This is a genomic window from Streptomyces viridosporus (assembly GCF_002078235.1).
Taxonomy (GTDB): Bacteria; Actinomycetota; Actinomycetes; order Streptomycetales; family Streptomycetaceae; genus Streptomyces; species Streptomyces viridosporus.
This window is the reverse complement of record NZ_MSGP01000216.1, coordinates 1-15,697: the sequence shown is the minus strand read 5'-3', so window position 1 is coordinate 15,697 and position 15,697 is coordinate 1. Positions and strand designations below refer to the sequence as shown.

15 protein-coding genes and 1 pseudogene are annotated in these 15,697 nt (G+C 73.6%); 8 read left to right on the top strand and 8 right to left on the bottom strand.

Going from position 1 to position 15,697, the window contains the following annotated elements; all coding sequences use genetic code 11:
• Positions 1 to 408 precede the first annotated feature (408 nt).
• Positions 409 to 582 carry a hypothetical protein gene (locus B7L92_RS41095; RefSeq protein ID WP_016824338.1) on the top strand — a complete coding sequence of 58 codons (174 nt, stop codon included), beginning with the start codon at positions 409 to 411 and terminating at the stop codon, positions 580 to 582.
• 175 nt (positions 583 to 757) lie between these two features.
• Here the strand turns inward: B7L92_RS41095 and B7L92_RS15895 are convergent, their stop codons facing one another.
• Positions 758 to 1,573 (bottom strand): inositol monophosphatase family protein, encoded by an 816-nt coding sequence (locus tag B7L92_RS15895; RefSeq protein ID WP_081238258.1) that lies wholly within the window; start codon positions 1,571 to 1,573, stop codon positions 758 to 760.
• An 8-nt stretch (positions 1,574 to 1,581) separates the two neighbouring features.
• Entirely contained in the window at positions 1,582 to 2,709 is a 1,128-nt protein-coding gene (locus tag B7L92_RS15890) for a ferrochelatase (RefSeq protein WP_081238257.1), read from the bottom strand.
• A gap of 136 nt (positions 2,710 to 2,845) precedes the next feature.
• Here B7L92_RS15890 and B7L92_RS15885 point away from each other — a divergent pair, with 136 nt between their 5' ends.
• Together B7L92_RS15885 and B7L92_RS15880 are read left to right on the top strand one after the other, a co-directional pair.
• Positions 2,846 to 4,084, top strand: coding sequence for an MFS transporter (locus B7L92_RS15885; RefSeq protein WP_081238256.1), 1,239 nt, complete (start codon positions 2,846 to 2,848; stop codon positions 4,082 to 4,084).
• On the top strand, positions 4,044 to 5,363 hold the full coding sequence (locus tag B7L92_RS15880; protein WP_081238255.1) for a D-arabinono-1,4-lactone oxidase: 1,320 nt from the start codon (positions 4,044 to 4,046) through the stop codon (positions 5,361 to 5,363). The genes B7L92_RS15885 and B7L92_RS15880 overlap by 41 nt, the downstream gene beginning before the upstream one ends.
• Here B7L92_RS15880 and B7L92_RS15875 read toward each other — a convergent pair.
• Positions 5,287 to 6,087: a hypothetical protein gene (locus B7L92_RS15875; RefSeq protein ID WP_107501501.1), complete on the bottom strand. Its 801-nt coding sequence runs from the start codon at positions 6,085 to 6,087 to the stop codon at positions 5,287 to 5,289. The two genes, B7L92_RS15880 and B7L92_RS15875, sit on opposite strands and share 77 nt — an antisense overlap.
• 469 nt (positions 6,088 to 6,556) lie before the next feature.
• On the opposite strand from B7L92_RS15875, the gene sepH reads away from it, so the two are divergent.
• Positions 6,557 to 7,606: a septation protein SepH gene (gene sepH, locus B7L92_RS15870; protein WP_081238253.1), complete on the top strand. Its 1,050-nt coding sequence runs from the start codon at positions 6,557 to 6,559 to the stop codon at positions 7,604 to 7,606.
• A 112-nt stretch (positions 7,607 to 7,718) separates the two neighbouring features.
• On the opposite strand, the gene B7L92_RS15865 is transcribed toward sepH, so the two are convergent.
• The gene (locus B7L92_RS15865) at positions 7,719 to 8,570 is read right to left on the bottom strand and encodes a sulfurtransferase (RefSeq protein WP_081238252.1); all 852 of its coding nucleotides are present in this window, start codon (positions 8,568 to 8,570) and stop codon (positions 7,719 to 7,721) included.
• A gap of 286 nt (positions 8,571 to 8,856) precedes the next feature.
• On the opposite strand from B7L92_RS15865, the gene B7L92_RS15860 reads away from it, so the two are divergent.
• A complete protein-coding gene (locus B7L92_RS15860) occupies positions 8,857 to 9,654 on the top strand; it encodes a VOC family protein (protein ID WP_081238251.1) in 798 nt (265 codons plus the stop codon).
• 123 nt (positions 9,655 to 9,777) lie between these two features.
• Positions 9,778 to 10,386 carry a hypothetical protein gene (locus tag B7L92_RS15855; RefSeq protein ID WP_081238250.1) on the top strand — a complete coding sequence of 203 codons (609 nt, stop codon included), beginning with the start codon at positions 9,778 to 9,780 and terminating at the stop codon, positions 10,384 to 10,386.
• On the opposite strand, the pseudogene B7L92_RS15850 reads toward B7L92_RS15855, so the two are convergent.
• A pseudogene (locus tag B7L92_RS15850) lies at positions 10,373 to 10,984 on the bottom strand (amidohydrolase family protein); the annotation flags it as partial. The gene B7L92_RS15855 and the pseudogene B7L92_RS15850 overlap by 14 nt on opposite strands.
• Before the next feature lie 460 nt (positions 10,985 to 11,444).
• Here B7L92_RS15850 and B7L92_RS15845 point away from each other — a divergent pair.
• Together B7L92_RS15845 and B7L92_RS15840 are read left to right on the top strand one after the other, a co-directional pair.
• Positions 11,445 to 12,329 (top strand): hypothetical protein, encoded by an 885-nt coding sequence (locus B7L92_RS15845; RefSeq protein WP_081238249.1) that lies wholly within the window; start codon positions 11,445 to 11,447, stop codon positions 12,327 to 12,329.
• 128 nt (positions 12,330 to 12,457) lie between these two features.
• The gene (locus B7L92_RS15840; protein ID WP_081238248.1) at positions 12,458 to 12,790 is read left to right on the top strand and encodes a putative quinol monooxygenase; all 333 of its coding nucleotides are present in this window, start codon (positions 12,458 to 12,460) and stop codon (positions 12,788 to 12,790) included.
• A gap of 34 nt (positions 12,791 to 12,824) precedes the next feature.
• On the opposite strand, the gene B7L92_RS15835 is transcribed toward B7L92_RS15840, so the two are convergent.
• The 3 genes from B7L92_RS15835 to B7L92_RS15825 all read right to left on the bottom strand — a co-directional run.
• Positions 12,825 to 13,700, bottom strand: coding sequence for an endonuclease/exonuclease/phosphatase family protein (locus tag B7L92_RS15835; RefSeq protein WP_081238247.1), 876 nt, complete (start codon positions 13,698 to 13,700; stop codon positions 12,825 to 12,827).
• 313 nt (positions 13,701 to 14,013) lie between these two features.
• Positions 14,014 to 14,664, bottom strand: coding sequence for a thymidine kinase (locus B7L92_RS15830; RefSeq protein ID WP_081238246.1), 651 nt, complete (start codon positions 14,662 to 14,664; stop codon positions 14,014 to 14,016).
• A gap of 80 nt (positions 14,665 to 14,744) precedes the next feature.
• Positions 14,745 to 15,697 (bottom strand): alkaline phosphatase family protein (locus B7L92_RS15825; protein WP_081238245.1); only part of this gene is annotated, 953 nt, incomplete at its 5' end.

The window sequence follows — 15,697 nt, the reverse complement described above, 5'->3', positions numbered from 1 at the left end:
GGGCGCACGCTGCAGGGATGCCGTGGGTGTGTCGGCCTCCATCCTGCCTTTTCCGTCCATAAGTCGGCGGTAAGGCAAGTGGGCGGCCGGCGCGGGCACGGTGGCGAACAGGTGCGGGGCCGGGAAACGTCCGGGGGAACGGGACGCGAATACAAGATTTTCTCGCGCGGTGAGGTTTCCCCGGAAGGCAGCTTGGGGAGGACGGGTCTTACATCCCGCGATCACGCTCTGCACGTACCGCACCACCATGCGGTACGCATCGAATTGCTTCCGCAGAGCGGGCGTGGATGCCCGGCACCGTGGCCTCCGGCCGTACGGGACCGGGCATCCGCTTCAGACGTGATCATCCCTTCCGAACGGCACACCCCCGTGCCACCGACCCACCGACCCAGGACGAGGGGGCGCAGCATGGACGCATTCACCGCAGGACTTCTGCAGCGCATAAAGGCGACCGAGTCCGACCTGACGCGGGCTCGTGACGAGGGCGACGACTTCCTCGTCGAGGTGGAGCAGGGCGAGCTCGACGACCTGCGCCGCCTCGCCGCCGAGCATGGCGTGGAGGTCGGCGCGTCCGGCGTCTGATCAGCCCGTGGGAAGCGGGCCCCGGCGAATCCAGCGCCGGGGCCCGCTTTCCTGTTCGTCCGTCCTCCTGTTCCCCTCCTCCGCTTCGTCCCCTCCGGGGCGGCGGGCGCCGGTGGGCCCGTGCCGGGGACCTGTGGGCCCGTGCCGGTGCCGGTGGCCCGTGCTCCGCGGTTCCCTAGTCGTGCCAGGCCCCGAAGTCCTCCAGGAGCCGCTGGAGGGGCTCGAAGACCCCCGGGGTGGCCGCGACCGCGAGGTCCCACGACGGGCGCCGGCCGGGGCGCCCGCCGGTCAGCGCGCCCGCCTCGCGGGCGATCAGGTCACCCGCGGCGAGGTCCCAGGGGTGCAGTCCGCGCTCGTAGTAGCCGTCGAGGCGGCCCGCGGCCACGTCGCACAGGTCCACCGCGGCCGAACCGCCGCGCCGGATGTCCCTCAGCAGGGGGATCAGCCGCTGCGCGACGTCGGCCTGGTGGGTGCGGACCCCGGCGACGTAGTTGAAGCCGGTCGAGACCAGGGCCTGGTCCAGGGGCGGTGCGGGCCGGCAGGTGAGCCTGCGCTCGCCGTCCCAGGCACCCGTGGCCCAGGCGCCACCGCCGCGCACCGCGTGGTAGGCCTCGCCCCGCATCGGGGCGGCGACGGCTCCGGCCACCGTCTCGCCGTCCTGCTCGGCGGCGATGGAGACGGCCCAGGTGGGCAGGCCGTACAGGTAGTTGACCGTGCCGTCGAGCGGGTCGATCACCCAGCGGATGCCGCTGGTGCCCTCGCTGGTGGCGCCCTCCTCGCCGAGGAAGCCGTCCTGCGGACGGCGCTCGGCGATCAGCGTGGTGATCAGCTTCTCGGCCGCGAGGTCCATCTCGGTGACGACGTCGATCGGGCTGGACTTGGTGGCGGCGACCGCCAGGTCGGCCGGTCGGCCGTCCCGCAGCAGCTCGCCCGCGCGCCGGGCCGCCTCGCGGGCGAGGTGGAGCAGTTCCGCGTGCAGGGGGTCGGTCACGGGGCTCCTCATGCGTAGGGGCTGTCGGCGCCCGCGGCGGCGGGGTGCGGGGCGCGGGCCGGGCAGCAGCCGACCGGGCAGAGGTCGTGACTGGCGCCCAGCGCGCCCAGGGCGCACGGCGTGACGTCCTGCCCGCGCTCGGTGGCGGCGCGCTCCAGGACCAGCTCGCGGATCGCGGCGGCGAACCGCGGGTCGTCGCCGACGGTCGCCGAGCGGCGCACCGGCAGGCCCAGCTCCTCCGCCTTGGCACGGGCCTCGGTGTCGAGGTCGTAGATGACCTCCATGTGGTCGGAGACGAAGCCGATGGGGGCCATCACCACGGCCGGGACCCCGGCCGCGTGCCGCTCCTCGAGGTGGTCGCAGATGTCGGGCTCCAGCCAGGGGATGTGCGGGGCGCCGGAGCGGGACTGGTAGACGAGCTGCCAGGGGCGGTCCACGCCGGTGCGCTCCCGGACGGCGTCGGCGATCAGCCGGGCCACGTCCAGGTGCTGCCGGACGTAGGCGCCGCCGTCGCCGTGCTCCTCGACCGGGCCGGAGGTGTCGGCGGCGGAGGTGGGGATCGAGTGGGTGCAGAAGGCGAGGTGCGCCCCGTCCCGGACCTCCTCGGGGAGGTCGGCGAGCGACCGGATCACCCCGTCGATCATGGGCTCCAGGAAGCCGGGGTGGTTGAAGTAGTGCCGCAGCTTGTCGAGCTTCGGCAGCTCCAGGCCCTCCGCCTCCAGGGCCGCGAGCGCGTCGGCGAGGTTCTCGCGGTACTGGCGGCAGCCGGAGTACGAGGCGTAGGCGCTGGTGGCCAGGACCAGGATGCGGCGGTGGCCGTCCCGCACCATCTCGCGGAGGGTGTCGGTGAGGTACGGCGCCCAGTTGCGGTTGCCCCAGTAGACCGGCAGGTCCAGGCCGTGGTCGGCGAAGTCCTTGCGCAGCGCGTCCAGCAGGGCACGGTTCTGGTCGTTGATGGGGCTGACCCCACCGAACATGAAGTAGTGCTGCCCGACTTCCTTCAGGCGTTCCTTGGGGATGCCGCGTCCGCGCGTGACGTTCTCCAGGAACGGGACCACGTCGTCCGGGCCTTCGGGGCCGCCGAAGGAGAGCAGGAGCAGGGCGTCATAGGGGGTGGCATCGAGCAGGTCAGACATGTCTCGATCCTGCCACTCGGCACCGACGGCCGGGGAAGGACGGGGTGCGGGGCGGCGCTTCCGGGTGCGTTAGGGTGACCTAACCAGTAAGCTGTATCGACTGCGGTCGCACCTTACTGAGACCTTCGGAGACCCCGTGCCCACCCCTTATCGCGCCCTGTTCGCCGCGCCCGGCAGCAAGGCCTTCTCCGCCGCGGGGTTCCTCGGCCGCATGCCGCTGTCCATGATGGGCATCGGCGTGGTGACCATGGTCTCCCAGCTCACGGGGCGCTACGGCCTGGCCGGCGCCCTGGCGGCCACCATCGCGCTGGCCGCCGCCGTGGCCGGCCCGCAGGTCTCCCGTCTGGTGGACCAGTACGGGCAGCGGCGGGTGCTGCGTCCGGCGACGCTGATCTCGCTCGTCGCCGCGGCGGGGCTGCTGCTGGCCGCGCACTACGACGGGCCGGACTGGGTCCTGTTCGTCTGCTGCGCCGGCATCGGCTGCGTGCCGAGCGTCGGCGCGATGGTCCGGGCCCGCTGGGCCGCCCTGTACCGGGGCACCCCGCGCCTGCACACGGCGTACTCCTTCGAGTCCGTGGTGGACGAGATCTGCTTCATCTTCGGGCCGATCATCTCCATCGGGCTGTCCACCGCCTGGTTCCCGGAGGCCGGTCCGCTGCTCGCGGCGTGCTTCCTCGCGGTCGGCGTCTTCTGGCTGACCGAGCAGCGCGCCACCGAACCCGCGCCCCATCCGCGCGAGCGCTCGGGCGGCGGCACCGCGCTGCGCTCCGCCGGCCTGCAGGTCCTGGTCGCGACGTTCGTGGCGACGGGGGCGATCTTCGGGGCCGTCGACGTGGTCACCGTGGCCTTCGCGGAGGAGGAGGGGCACAAGACCGCGGCCAGTGTGGTGCTCTCCGTGTACGCGCTGGGCTCCTGCGCGGCGGGCGTCGTGTTCGGGCTGCTGCGCTTCGCGGGGGCGGCGGAACGCCGGTGGCTGCTGGGCGTGTGTGCGATGGCCGTGAGTATGATCCCCCTCCTACTGGTCGGGAACCTGCCGTTTCTGGCCGTGGCGCTGTTCGTTGCGGGTCTGTCCATCGCTCCCACGATGATCACGACGATGTCCCTCATCGAAAAGCACGTACCCCGAGCGCAGCTCACCGAGGGGATGACCTGGGTGAGCACCGGGCTCGCGGTCGGTGTCGCGCTCGGCTCCTCCGTGGCCGGCTGGGTGATCGACGCGGCCGGGGCGCGGGCGGGGTACGGGGTCCCGGCGGTCTCCGGGGCCGTCGCGGTCGTGGTCGGTTTCCTCGGGTACCGCCGGCTCAAGCGGCCGGCTCCGGGTCGGGGAGGCTCCGTTGGGCAGCACAGCGAGCGCGAAGAACGGCACGTGGCGTAACTGGGGAGGCAACGTCTCCGTCCGTCCCGCCCGGGAGGTCACGCCCGCCTCGGTCGACGAACTGGCCGCCGCCGTGCGCCGGGCCGCCGAGGACGGCCTGACGGTGAAGCCGGTGGGCACCGGGCACTCCTTCACCTCCATAGCCGCCACCGACGGCGTGCTGGTCCGCCCCCACCTGCTGACCGGCATACGCGACATCGACCGCGCGGCCGGCACCGTCACGGTCGAGGCCGGCACTCCGCTGAGAAGACTCAACGTGGCCCTCGCGCGCGAGGGCCTGTCGCTGACCAACATGGGCGACATCATGGAGCAGACGGTCTCCGGGGCCACCAGCACCGGCACCCACGGCACCGGCCGCGACTCCGCCTCCCTCGCCGCCCAGATCCGGGGCCTGGAACTGGTCACCGCCGACGGTTCGGTGCTCACCTGCTCCCGGGAGGAGAACCCGGAGGTCTTCGCCGCCGCCCGCATCGGCCTCGGCGCCCTCGGGATCGTCACCGCGATCACCTTCGCGGTGGAGCCGATCTTCCTGCTCCACGCCCGCGAGGAGCCGATGCCCTTCGACCGGGTCTGCGCCGAGTTCGACCGACTGCACGCCGAGAACGAGCACTTCGAGTTCTACTGGTTCCCGCACACCGGCAACACCAACACCAAGCGCAACAACCGCAGCGCGGGGCCCGAACGGCCGGTGCCGCAGCTCAGGGGATGGTTCGAGGACGAGTTCCTCTCCAACGGCGTCTTCCAGGTGGTCAACTGGGTCGGCCGCGCGGTGCCCGCGGCCGTCCCGGCCATCGCGCAGGTCTCCAGCAGGGCGCTGTCCGCGCGGACCTACACCGACATTCCCTACAAGGTGTTCACCTCACCGCGCCGGGTGCGCTTCGTGGAGATGGAGTACGCCGTCCCGCGCGAGGCCCTGGTGGAGACGCTGCGCGAGTTGAAGGCGATGGTCGACCGCTCCCCCCTGCGGGTCAGCTTCCCCGTCGAGGTGCGCACCGCCCCGGCCGACGACATCACCCTGTCCACGGCGTCCGGGCGCGACAGCGCGTACATCGCCGTCCACATGTTCAGGGGCACCCCCTATCAGGGGTACTTCACCGCGGCCGAACGCATCTTCACCGCGCACGAGGGGCGGCCCCACTGGGGGAAGATCCACACCCGGGACGCCGCGTACTTCTCCCGGGTGTATCCGCGCTTCGCCGAGTTCACGGCACTGCGGGACCGTCTCGACCCGGAGCGCCGGTTTCGGAACGACCATCTGCGGAGGGTCCTGGGGGCGTGACGGACGTGCCGGGGTCCGGGCTCGTGACGCCGGGGTCCTCCGTTCCGGTGATCTCCGGCGACGGCGTCGGGCCGTACGTCCCCCCGGGAGAGGCGCCGTCGGTGGGGCCGGTCCCCTCGGGAACGCCGGGGGTGCCGGTCGGGGTGGGCGCCGGTTCGTCCCGGTCGGAGTCCTCGAAGGGCCCGGACGTGCCGGACTCCCCGTCGGAGGGGCCGGGGTCCCGCCCGGTGGAGCCGGAGGACCCGGAGACCGCGTCACCGACCGTGGTGCCCCGCTCGCCGCTGAGGCTGCGGCCGGAGGCGAGCTCGTAGGCGGTGATCCCGGTCATCGCGACCGCGAAGACGAGGAACGCCGCGGCCACCGGCCGTTTCCAGTTCCCGGCTCCCGCCCGGCGCTTCGCCCGGTACACCGTGCCCTCGGTGAACTCCCCGGGCGCGGGCGGCGTCCGCCCGCCGGTCCGCCCGGTCCTCGCGGTGGCCCCCCGCACCTGCTCACCGGTGCGCGTGAAGAAGTGCTGGAAGAGCGTTCCGCCGCAGGTGGCGACGACACTGACGACGCCGGCACCCAGGATCGTCCCGTAGACACCGAAGGACGAGGCGAGTTGGGCACCCAGCACCGTGGCCGCGGCACTGCCCGCGACCTGCGGCACGCTCAGCTCGACCCGCCGCCGTTTCCCCTCCTCCGGGGCACTCGACTCTCCCGCAGCTTCCGACTTTCCGCGCATTACTGGACCTTGTTCGCTTTTCCCGAATGTGAGCGATCAACCGTACGAGAAGGGGACGCACGAGCGAAATCACAGGTTCCGTTTCTGGCGGTCGGGTGAAATTTCCCACGTTCGGAATCCGGACAGTTGGGCAACGGCGGCCAAGTCCGACCCCTTGCCAGAAGTCGGTCGGCGCGCCCATCCACGCACGTGGCCCGAATGGAGTACTGTGGCGAGCCCTGGGTCCGGTCTCCCGTCAGGGTGCCCGGGTCCCCGAGGACCGCCGGGAGGGGGCTAGTTGCACAGGGTGACGCAGTTGGTCACTTAGCGTTGCGAACAGGTAACCGTGCCATAACGGCGATCCAGGGCCCGCGCCCGACACGCCGGGCAACTCGGCAAGGTTGTGGCAGGCTGCACCCGGGCAGGCCACACTCGACTAGCGGAAGCAGCGACGCACGTGACGTCGGCAGGCACCACCCGGGAGGTCCCCATGCCCGAACTGCGTGTCGTGGCCGTCTCGAATGACGGCACACGGCTGGTGCTGAAGGCTGCGGACAGCACGGAGTACACGCTTCCGATCGACGAACGGCTCCGCGCCGCCGTGCGCGGCGACCGTCCCCGCCTCGGCCAGATCGAGATCGAGGTGGAGAGCCACCTCCGCCCCCGCGACATCCAGGCGCGTATAAGGGCCGGCGCGACCGCGGAGGAGGTCGCGCAGATGGCCGGCATCCCCGTGGACCGCGTACGCCGCTTCGAGGGCCCCGTCCTCGCCGAGCGCGCCTTCATGGCCGAGCGCGCCCGCAAGACCCCGGTCCGCCGCCCCGGTGAGAACTCCGGCCCCCCGCTGGGCGAGGCCGTCCAGGAGCGGCTGCTGCTGCGCGGCGCGGAGAAGGACACCGTCCAGTGGGACTCCTGGCGCCGCGACGACGGCACCTGGGAGGTGCTGCTGGTCTACCGGGTGGCGGGGGAACCGCACTCGGCGAGCTGGACCTACGACCCGCCCCGGCGGCTCGTCCAGGCCGTCGACGACGAGGCGCGCTCGCTGATCGGCGAGTCCGACGACCTCGCCGCGCCCGAGCCCAGCTTCCCGTTCGTCCCGCGCATCGCCCGGCTGCCGCGCGACCGTCCGCCGGACCGTTCCGGCGACCGCGAGCGGCCGAGCCTGCCCGCACAGGCGTCCGAGCCCGCCGAGGAGTCCACGGCGGTCACGGCCTCGGGCGAGCGGGACTCGCTGACCAGCCTGCTGGAGGCGGTGCCCAGCTTCCGGGGCGACCTGGTCGTCCCCGAGCGGACGCCCGAGCCCGACTCCGAGGAGCCCGACTCCGAGCCCGAGGCGGAGGAGCCGCCGGCTCCCGCGGCCTCGGCCGGTTCCGCCTACGCGGACGTGCTGATGCCCCGTTCGGTCGGCAGTCACCGGGACCGCCTCATCGGTGCCACCGACCGTCAGGCCGAGGCGGACGGCGTCCGGCCGGGCCGCCGTGCGGCGGTGCCGAGCTGGGACGAGATCGTGTTCGGGACGCGCCGCAAGAAGCAGGAGTAGCCCGGAGGACGGGAGCGGTCCGGTTCCGTGCGCCGCCGCCGTACGGGCGGCGGCGGCGGACGACGGACCCGGGGGCGCTCGCCACGCGGTGAGCGCCCCTTCCCGTTCCCGGTCACTGCGGGTCGGGCCCCACCGCGACCGGCCGCTCCGGGTCCGAGGACCACTCCGACCAGGATCCGACGTACAGCGCCGCCGGGATGCCCGCGACCGCCAGCGCCAGCACCTCGTGGGCCCCGGAGACCCCGGAGCCGCAGTACACACCGACCGGCGCGTCCCCGGACACGCCCAACTCCTCGAAGCGCGCGCGCAGTTCCCCGGCGGGCAGGAAACGGCCGTCCGGGCCGACGTTCTCCGTCGTGGGTGCCGAGACCGCGCCGGGGATGTGTCCGCCGACCCGGTCGATCGGCTCCACCTCGCCCCGGTACCGCTCCCCCGCGCGTGCGTCCAGCAGCACCCCGGAGCGCGCCAGCGCCGCCGCGCCGTCGGCGTCGAGCAGCCCGGTCGCCGACGGCACGGGGGTGAAGTCGCCCTCGGCCGGGGCCGGCTCCGACGTCTCCAGCGGCCCCTCCCAGGACGGCAACCCGCCGTCGAGGACCCGCACGTCCGGGTGACCCGTCCACCGCAGCAGCCACCAGGCGCGGGCGGCCCCCCAGCCCATGCCCCCGTCGTACACGACCACCGGTGTCCCCGACGACACGCCCGCCCGGCGCATCGCGGCGCCGAACTCCGCGAGGTCGGGCAGCGGATGGCGTCCGCGCTCACCCGGCGCGGAGGCCAACTCCCCGTCCAGGTCCACGAAGACGGCGCCGGGAAGGTGTCCCGCCCGGTAGGCGGCCCGGCCGTCGAACGGCGGCTCACCGGTCGCCTTGGCCGTGCTGAGCTGCCAGCGGACGTCGAGCAGGACGGGCGGGTTCCCGGCCGTCAGCTCCCGCGCGAGTGCGGATGCGGAGATGGTGGCGTTCATGACCCCATCCTCGCGCACGGGGTGGCCGAGGCGTCCCGGTCCGGCTACTCTGCTCGGCCGAGCAGCTCCGGTCACCAGGCGTACGGGATCGGGCACATGCTGTACAACCGATCGACACCCGGCGGCCAGCGCGCCGAAGAGGACGAGGGCCCGCGCATCGGGCATCCTCCGGGAGCAGACACCGTCGCGCGGGCGCGGGGACGGTCCGCGGAGCGGACGCGGCTCGGCCCCCTCCGGGGTCGAGAAGAGCACGGCCGCCGTGAGGGCGGCCGAGGAGAGAGTGACGATGACCGACGCACGGGGGGCCGCCCGCCCGAACGGCGGAACGCCGCACGCACCCGGCACACCTTGCTGGGTGAGCCTGATGGCGCACTCGCTGGACGCGACCGAGGAGTTCTACGGAGCGTTGTTCGGCTGGGAGTTCCGGCCCGGCCCCCAGCCGCTCGGCCCCTATGTGCGCGCCCTGCTCGACGGACACGACGTGGCCGGCATCGGCCTGCTGCCGCCGGACCGCCGGCTGCCGGTCGCGTGGACGCCCTACTTCGCCTCGGCCGACGCGGACGCGACGGCGGAGGCGGTGCGCTCTCGCGGCGGCACGGTCGGGGTCGGCCCGCTGGACGCCTCCGCCGCCGGACGGCTGGCGATCTGCTCCGACCCCTGCGGCGCCGTCTTCGGCGTCTGGCAGGCCGCCGGGCACCTCGGCACCTCGATCACCGGCGTCCCCGGCACCCCCGCCTGGAACGAGCTGACGACCTTCGAGTCGGAGACCGTCGCCAAGTTCTACGAGACGGTGTTCGGCTACGACGAGGAGCCGGAGGTATCCGCGGACTTCGACTACATCACCCTGCGCCTGGACGACCGCCCCGTGGCCGGCGTCCACGGGGTGGGCCGCGCCGTGCCCCGGGGCCGGGGGCCGCACTGGACGACGTACTTCACCGTGGCCGACACGGACGACGCGGTCGACCACGTCCGGCACCTGGGCGGCCAGGTCCTCACACCGGCCCGCGACTCCCCCCACGGCCGCGTCGCCACGGTGGCGGACCGGGAGGGGGCGCGGTTCGCGCTGCTGCAGGGGCCGCGCTGAACCGCACCGGTCGGGTGGACGCGCCGGGAGCACGTCCGGCGACAGGGCCGCCGCCGGCGGCCGTCCCGGCAGGGGACTCGTCGGCCGGGAAGACCTCACCACAGCGGTCCGCCGGGAGGATCCGTGCACGACAAGCCGCCCAGCAAGCTCGCCGGTCACCTGCTGCATCGGCGGCCGGGCGCCTCGCGTCCCACGCGGCACCGGGTCGGGCCGGACACGTTCGGCCTGGACCAGGAGAAGGTCCTCCGGTTCGCCGACGGCACGCTGGACCCCACGGAGGAGCCGCGGCTCGCTGAGGAGGTCGCCGAGGTCCTCCCCCTGGGCTGGTCCCTGTCGCCGAGGGCCAAGGAACGGCTGTACACGGTCACCGAACACCTCGGCGGCGAGCCCCGGTTGCTGCAGTGGCTGGACCGCCACCCCGGCCTTCCGCGCCTGACCGCACGGCTGGTCGTGCTGACGGGCACCCTCGACCGGTACAGCGACGACGCCGGGGTCGTCGAGGCCCTGCGCTCGTCCCGTGCCGAGGAGCCGCTTCCCTCCGGGCTGGAGGGCGTCCTGCCGCCGGAGACCGACGAGGAGACGCTCAGCGACATCTCCTACCGCATCGACGAACTCCCCTTCGAACGGCACCCGCAGGACGCGGCGCGGCTCGCCCTGGCGACGACGGACTGGCTGCGGAGCGCCGCCCGGCGGGCGGCCCCCTCGTCCCCCGGGACCACCCCTCGCCCATGACGCCGAGGTTGACCGGCAGGTCCTCGGCGGCCTGCAGGATGCGGGCGAGGTTGTAGGGGTCGGGGGTGCAGGTCGTGCCGTTGGTCCCGTCCGTCGGCCCGATGCCGTCGCCGAACAGCGTGGTGATGTCGTTGCTGAGGGCCTGTTCGCACTGCTGGGGGGTGATGAGGCGGACGTGCGCGTCCATGGCCCCGGCGGTCGCGATCAGGTGCTCGCCGGCGATGACCTCCGTACCGGTGCCGATGACGAGCCGGGGGTCGACGGAGTCCTGGGTCTGCGGGTTGCCGGCCTTGCCGATGCCCGCGATGAAGCCGTCCTCGACGCCGATGTCGCACTTGACCACGCCGACCACCGGGTCCATGACCACGACGTTGGTGATCACGAGGTCGAGGGCGCCCTGCGCGGCGGTGGCCTGCGGGTCGGCGGACATGCCGTCGCGCATGGTCTTGCCGCCGCCGTAGACCACCTCGTCGCCGTACGAGCCCTCGCGGACGTCCTTCTCGACCTCGACGACGAGGTTGGTGTCGGCCAGCCGGAACCGGTCGCCCACCGTGGGGTCGAACAGGTCGGCGTACTGCTTGCGGGAGAGGGTCGGCATGTCAGTGGGATCCCTTCTTCGTGTTCTTCTTGGCCCCGGGCCTGCCCAAGCCCGACTCGCCGGCCGCGTCACCGGGCGCGGCGCCGCCGAACGACGCGCGCTGAACCGGGGCACGCGGCTCGAGGCGGCCGTCCCGCGCCCCGGTTCCTCCTCGGCCCTCCTGCCGGACCGTTCGCCGGCCGGGCCCGCGGCCCGCGACCGGCCGTCGGGCGGGGACGGGGTCGTCCCGTACGCCGGCCGGTCGCGGGCCGTGCACCCGTCGCCTCCGGCCCCGTCCGGTCCGGGAGCGGCCACCGCAAAAACCGTGGGCGGCGGTCGTGCCGGACGGCGGTCGGCCTTCACCCGTATGACCCCGCTGTGCTGGTCGCCCGGGCGGGCCGGTGGTGCGGTGGAGGGACAAGGGGGGAGCCGTCCGGGGCAGGTAGGCGCCGGGCGACCGTCCCGTTCCCAGGAGGCCCTCGTGACCACCTCTCGCTCGAACCTCCGCTCGCCCCACGGGGTCACGGCTCGTGCGTGCGCGCCGCGTCCGGCCGCCCGGTCGGCCCGTGCGCCGGCCGCCCTCCTGGCCACCGGGACGCTGCTCCTCACGGCGGCCTGCTCCGGCGGGGACGACCGCACGGTGACCGAGTCGGAGACCGGCACCACCGTCGCCGAGCGGCCCCTCGCCGCGCGGACCACCGCGTCCCCCGCCTCGGACCTCACCGAGACCGGGGCGCGGAACGCGCTGATCACCGAGTCGGACATCGAGGACTACTGGGACCAGGTGAAGGACCCGCAGTCCTGGCGGGACTCCCTGCTCGTCGGACAGGTGGACGTGGCGGAGTTCCTCAACGGGAAGAGCGACGCCGAGGCCTGTCAGCGCCTCGTGAACGCGCTCTACGACGAGACCCTGCTGGGCAAACCGTCCGGGGCGTCGGCGCTCACCGGCTTCCAGGAGGGCGACTCCCGGCTGCTCTACCAGGTCGCCGCCTACCAGGAGGACGACCTCGACGACTCGATGACGTGGCTGAAGTCACTGCCCGACACCTGCGACCAGTTCACCCTCACCGGTAGCGGCGGCGGCCAGCGCACCGTCCAGGTCGTCGAGATGTCCCTGCCCGAGGAGGGCGACGACCGGCAGGGACTGACCGTGACGGTGAAGGGCACCAGCGGCGGCGACCCCGTGACCCTCACCCTGGACGTCGCCGCGGTCCGGATCGGCGCGAACGCGATCACGGTCACCAACGGCGGACTCGACGGCGCCGACCACGACACCACCAAGGCCGCCGTGGAGCAGGGCACCCCGCGGCTCGAGGACGTCCTGGCGGGCCGGACGCCGCAGCCCACGCCCAGCGGCGTCGAATGAGCCGCGGGGTGCCGGGCACCCCGTCGTCGCGGACGGCGGGGGTGGGCGCTCCGCTTCCACCACGGCCGTCATAACCTGCTGTACGTCCCGTGGCGCGACCGCGCGCACAGACCCGACCAGGGAGACCGATGATCTTCATCACCGCCAAGTTCCGTGTCCGCCCCGAGTACGCCGACCGGTGGCCGGAGATCGCCGCCGACTTCACCACGGCCACCCGCGAGGAGCCGGGGTGCCTGTGGTTCGACTGGTCGCGCAGCGTCGAGGACCCGACGGAGTACGTCCTGGTCGAGGCCTTCCGCGACGACGAGGCGGGAGCGGCCCACGTGCAGTCCGAGCACTTCAGGACCGCACAGCGGACGCTGCCGCCCCACCTGGTCGAGACGCCCCGGATCGTGAACGCGACGGTTCCGCAGGACGACTGGTCGCTGCTGGGCGAGATGAGCGTCTCCGAGCAGGAGTGACGCACCGCCTCACCGAAGGCTGCGCCGGCCTGGTTCAGCGGCCGCGCCGGTGCAGCCTCAGGTCCGCGACCACGGGGCGGTGGTCCGACGCCCGCGTCGCCACCGCTTCGGCGCCGACCACGGTGATGTCGGGCGAGACGGTGACCAGGTCGATGCGCTTGACCGGGTCGACCGCCGGGTACGTCCCGCCCCCGCCGGGCGCGGCGTCCCGCAGGCGCCGCCACAGCGGCGCCAACTCCGGAGCCGTGGCCTCGGCGTTGAAGTCGCCGACCAGGACCTTCGGTCCGCGGTCGGCGGCGAGCACCTCGAGCATGTCCGCGACCTGGGCCGCGCGGATCGACGGGTCGGCCCGGTAGTCCAGATGTGTGGAGTAGACGTGCACGTGCGCGCCCCTCACGTCGACCGTCACCTCGGCGAAGCCGGGCGCCGGGGCCGGCACCGGATCGGGTGTCTGGGTCGAGAGCCGGGTGATCTCGTGGTTCTCCGCGTCGAGCACCGGGTAGCGGCTCAGCACGGCGACGCCGAACCGCCGTCGCTCCCCGCCCGGGGCGGCCGGGTCCAGGTCGTAGATCGGTGCGAAGAACACGCGCATGCCCAGCTTCCCGGCGAGCGCGCGGGCCTCGTCGACGAAATCGCTGCGGGTGCCCCAGTGCACGTCGACCTCCTGAAGGCCGATCACATCGGCCCTCAGGTCGCGTAGGGCCTCCGCGGTGCGGTCGAGGTCGAAGACCTGGTCCGCGCCGGCCCCGGCGTGGATGTTGTAGGTCGCCACCCGCAGCGGCACCGACGGGGCCCGTGCCCCGGGGGAGTCCGCGGCCGCCACCGGCACCGCCGTGGCGAGCACGGCGGCGACGAGTGCGGCGGCGGCACGGCGGCGGCCTCGGACGTGGCGTCGGGAACGGGGCTCCATGCCTTCTCCGGATCGGGTGGGAGCGGGACGGCGGCGGGGGCGCAGGGCGTCCGACGGCACGTCAGCACCGGTGCCCGGCCCCCTCCCCCGCGGCAACGTCACGGTGCGGAGGCGGCCGGCGCCGTCCTGACGCCGATGCGCACGCCCCTGCATTCTGCTCCGGCGGCGGCCCGTCCACGCCCGGCGCGCGTGGTTTCGTCGCGGAGGCGGGCGGCGCGTACGCGCGTGACCCCGCGAACGGGGGAGGTCGCGGGGTCACCCGCGCAGGGTACCGTGCGGGGCTCCCGGCGGGGGCGTTCCGCGTACCGGTGCGTCAGACCGACGTCACCGGCAGGACGTCGGGGGACAGCACGCCCGCGCGGACCGAGGTCCTGGTCATCCGGCGGAGGTGGTGGCGGCGGCACAGGACCTCGTAACCGACCTCCTCCGCCGGGCGGTTGACGTCGCCCACGACCACCTGGGCGCCCTCGACCACCATCTCCCCGTCCACCGTGCGGGCGTTGTGCGTCGCCCGGGCGCCGCACCAGCACAGGGCCTCCACCTGGAGGGTCTCGATCCGGTCGGCCAGCTCGATCAGCCGCTGCGAGCCGGGGAAGAGCTTGGTGCGGAAGTCGGTGGTGATGCCGAAGGCGAAGACGTCGAGCCCGAGGTCGTCCACGACCCGCGCCAACTGGTCTATCTGCTCCGGCGCGAGGAACTGGGCCTCGTCCACGATCACGTGGTCGACCTTGCCGCCCCGGGACAGCCGGTCGACCAGGTACCGGTACATGTCCATGCCCTCGGTGACCTCGACGGCCTCCGTGACCAGGCCCAGCCGCGAGGAGAGCTTCCCCTCCCCCGCGCGGTCGTCGCGGGTGAAGATCACACCCTGCAGGCCTCTCGCCGACCGGTTGTGGCTGATCTGGAGAGCCAGTGTCGACTTCCCGCAGTCCATCGTTCCGGAGAAGAACACCAGCTCTGGCATGGGGGGTCGGGCACCTTTCGGCCTGGGGCGTCGGGGACGGGACGTCGGACGGTGGGTCGGGACGGTGGGTCGGGCGGGCTTCAGGAGCGTACTTCGAGCAGGGGGACCAGTTGCTCGGCAGGGGTCATCGAACCGTGGTTGCCGACCATCGCCGACTCGTTCGGCTCCCGCTCGGAGGCGATCAGCAGGACGTCGTCCCGCGCGGCGGCCACCACGTCGCCGATCCGCCGGTACACGCGTGCGTCGACCGACGGCCCGAACCAGCCCGCCTCGATCGCCTCGTCCCGCGAGGCCACCCAGAACTGCTCGCCGAGCACCTCGCGCCAGCAGGTCAGCACGTCGTTCTCGGCTCCGGGCACGGCGTAGACGTGACGGGCGCGCCCCTCGCCGCCGAGCAGCGCCACGCCGGCGCCGAGCTCCCAGTCCTCGTCGAAGTCGATGCGGTGCTCCTCGTCGAACGGGACGTCGACCATGCCGTGGTCGGCGGTGACGTAGAGCGCGCTGCGCGGGGGCAGTTGCTCGGCCAGGCGCTGGACCAGGCGGTCGACGTACATGAGCTGGCCGCGCCAGGTGTCGGAGTCGACGCCGAAGCGGTGGCCCGCGCCGTCGACCTCGGCGTAGTACGTGTAGACCAGGGAGCGGTCGGCGGCGGCCAGCTGCTCGGCCGCGGCGTCCATGCGCTCCTCGCCGGACAGCCGTCCGAGGAAGGTGCCGCCACTGAGCGCGATCTTGGTCAGCGGGGTGTTCTCGAAGGCCGGGGAGGTGACCTGGGCGGCGTGCACGCCCGCCCGGTGGGCCAGCTGGAAGACCGTGGGGTACGGCTGCCACGGGCCGGGCGGGGCCCAGGGCTGCCAGCGCAGCTGGTTCATCAGCTCGCCGGTGTCCGGGTTGCGCACGGTGTAGCCGGGCAGGCCGTGCGCGCCGGGCGGCAGGCCGGTGCCGACGGAGGCCAGGGAGGTGGCGGTGGTCGCCGGGTAGCCGGCGGTGATCGGACGTCCGGTGCCGCCGCGCGAGGCGGCCAGCAGGGACGTCA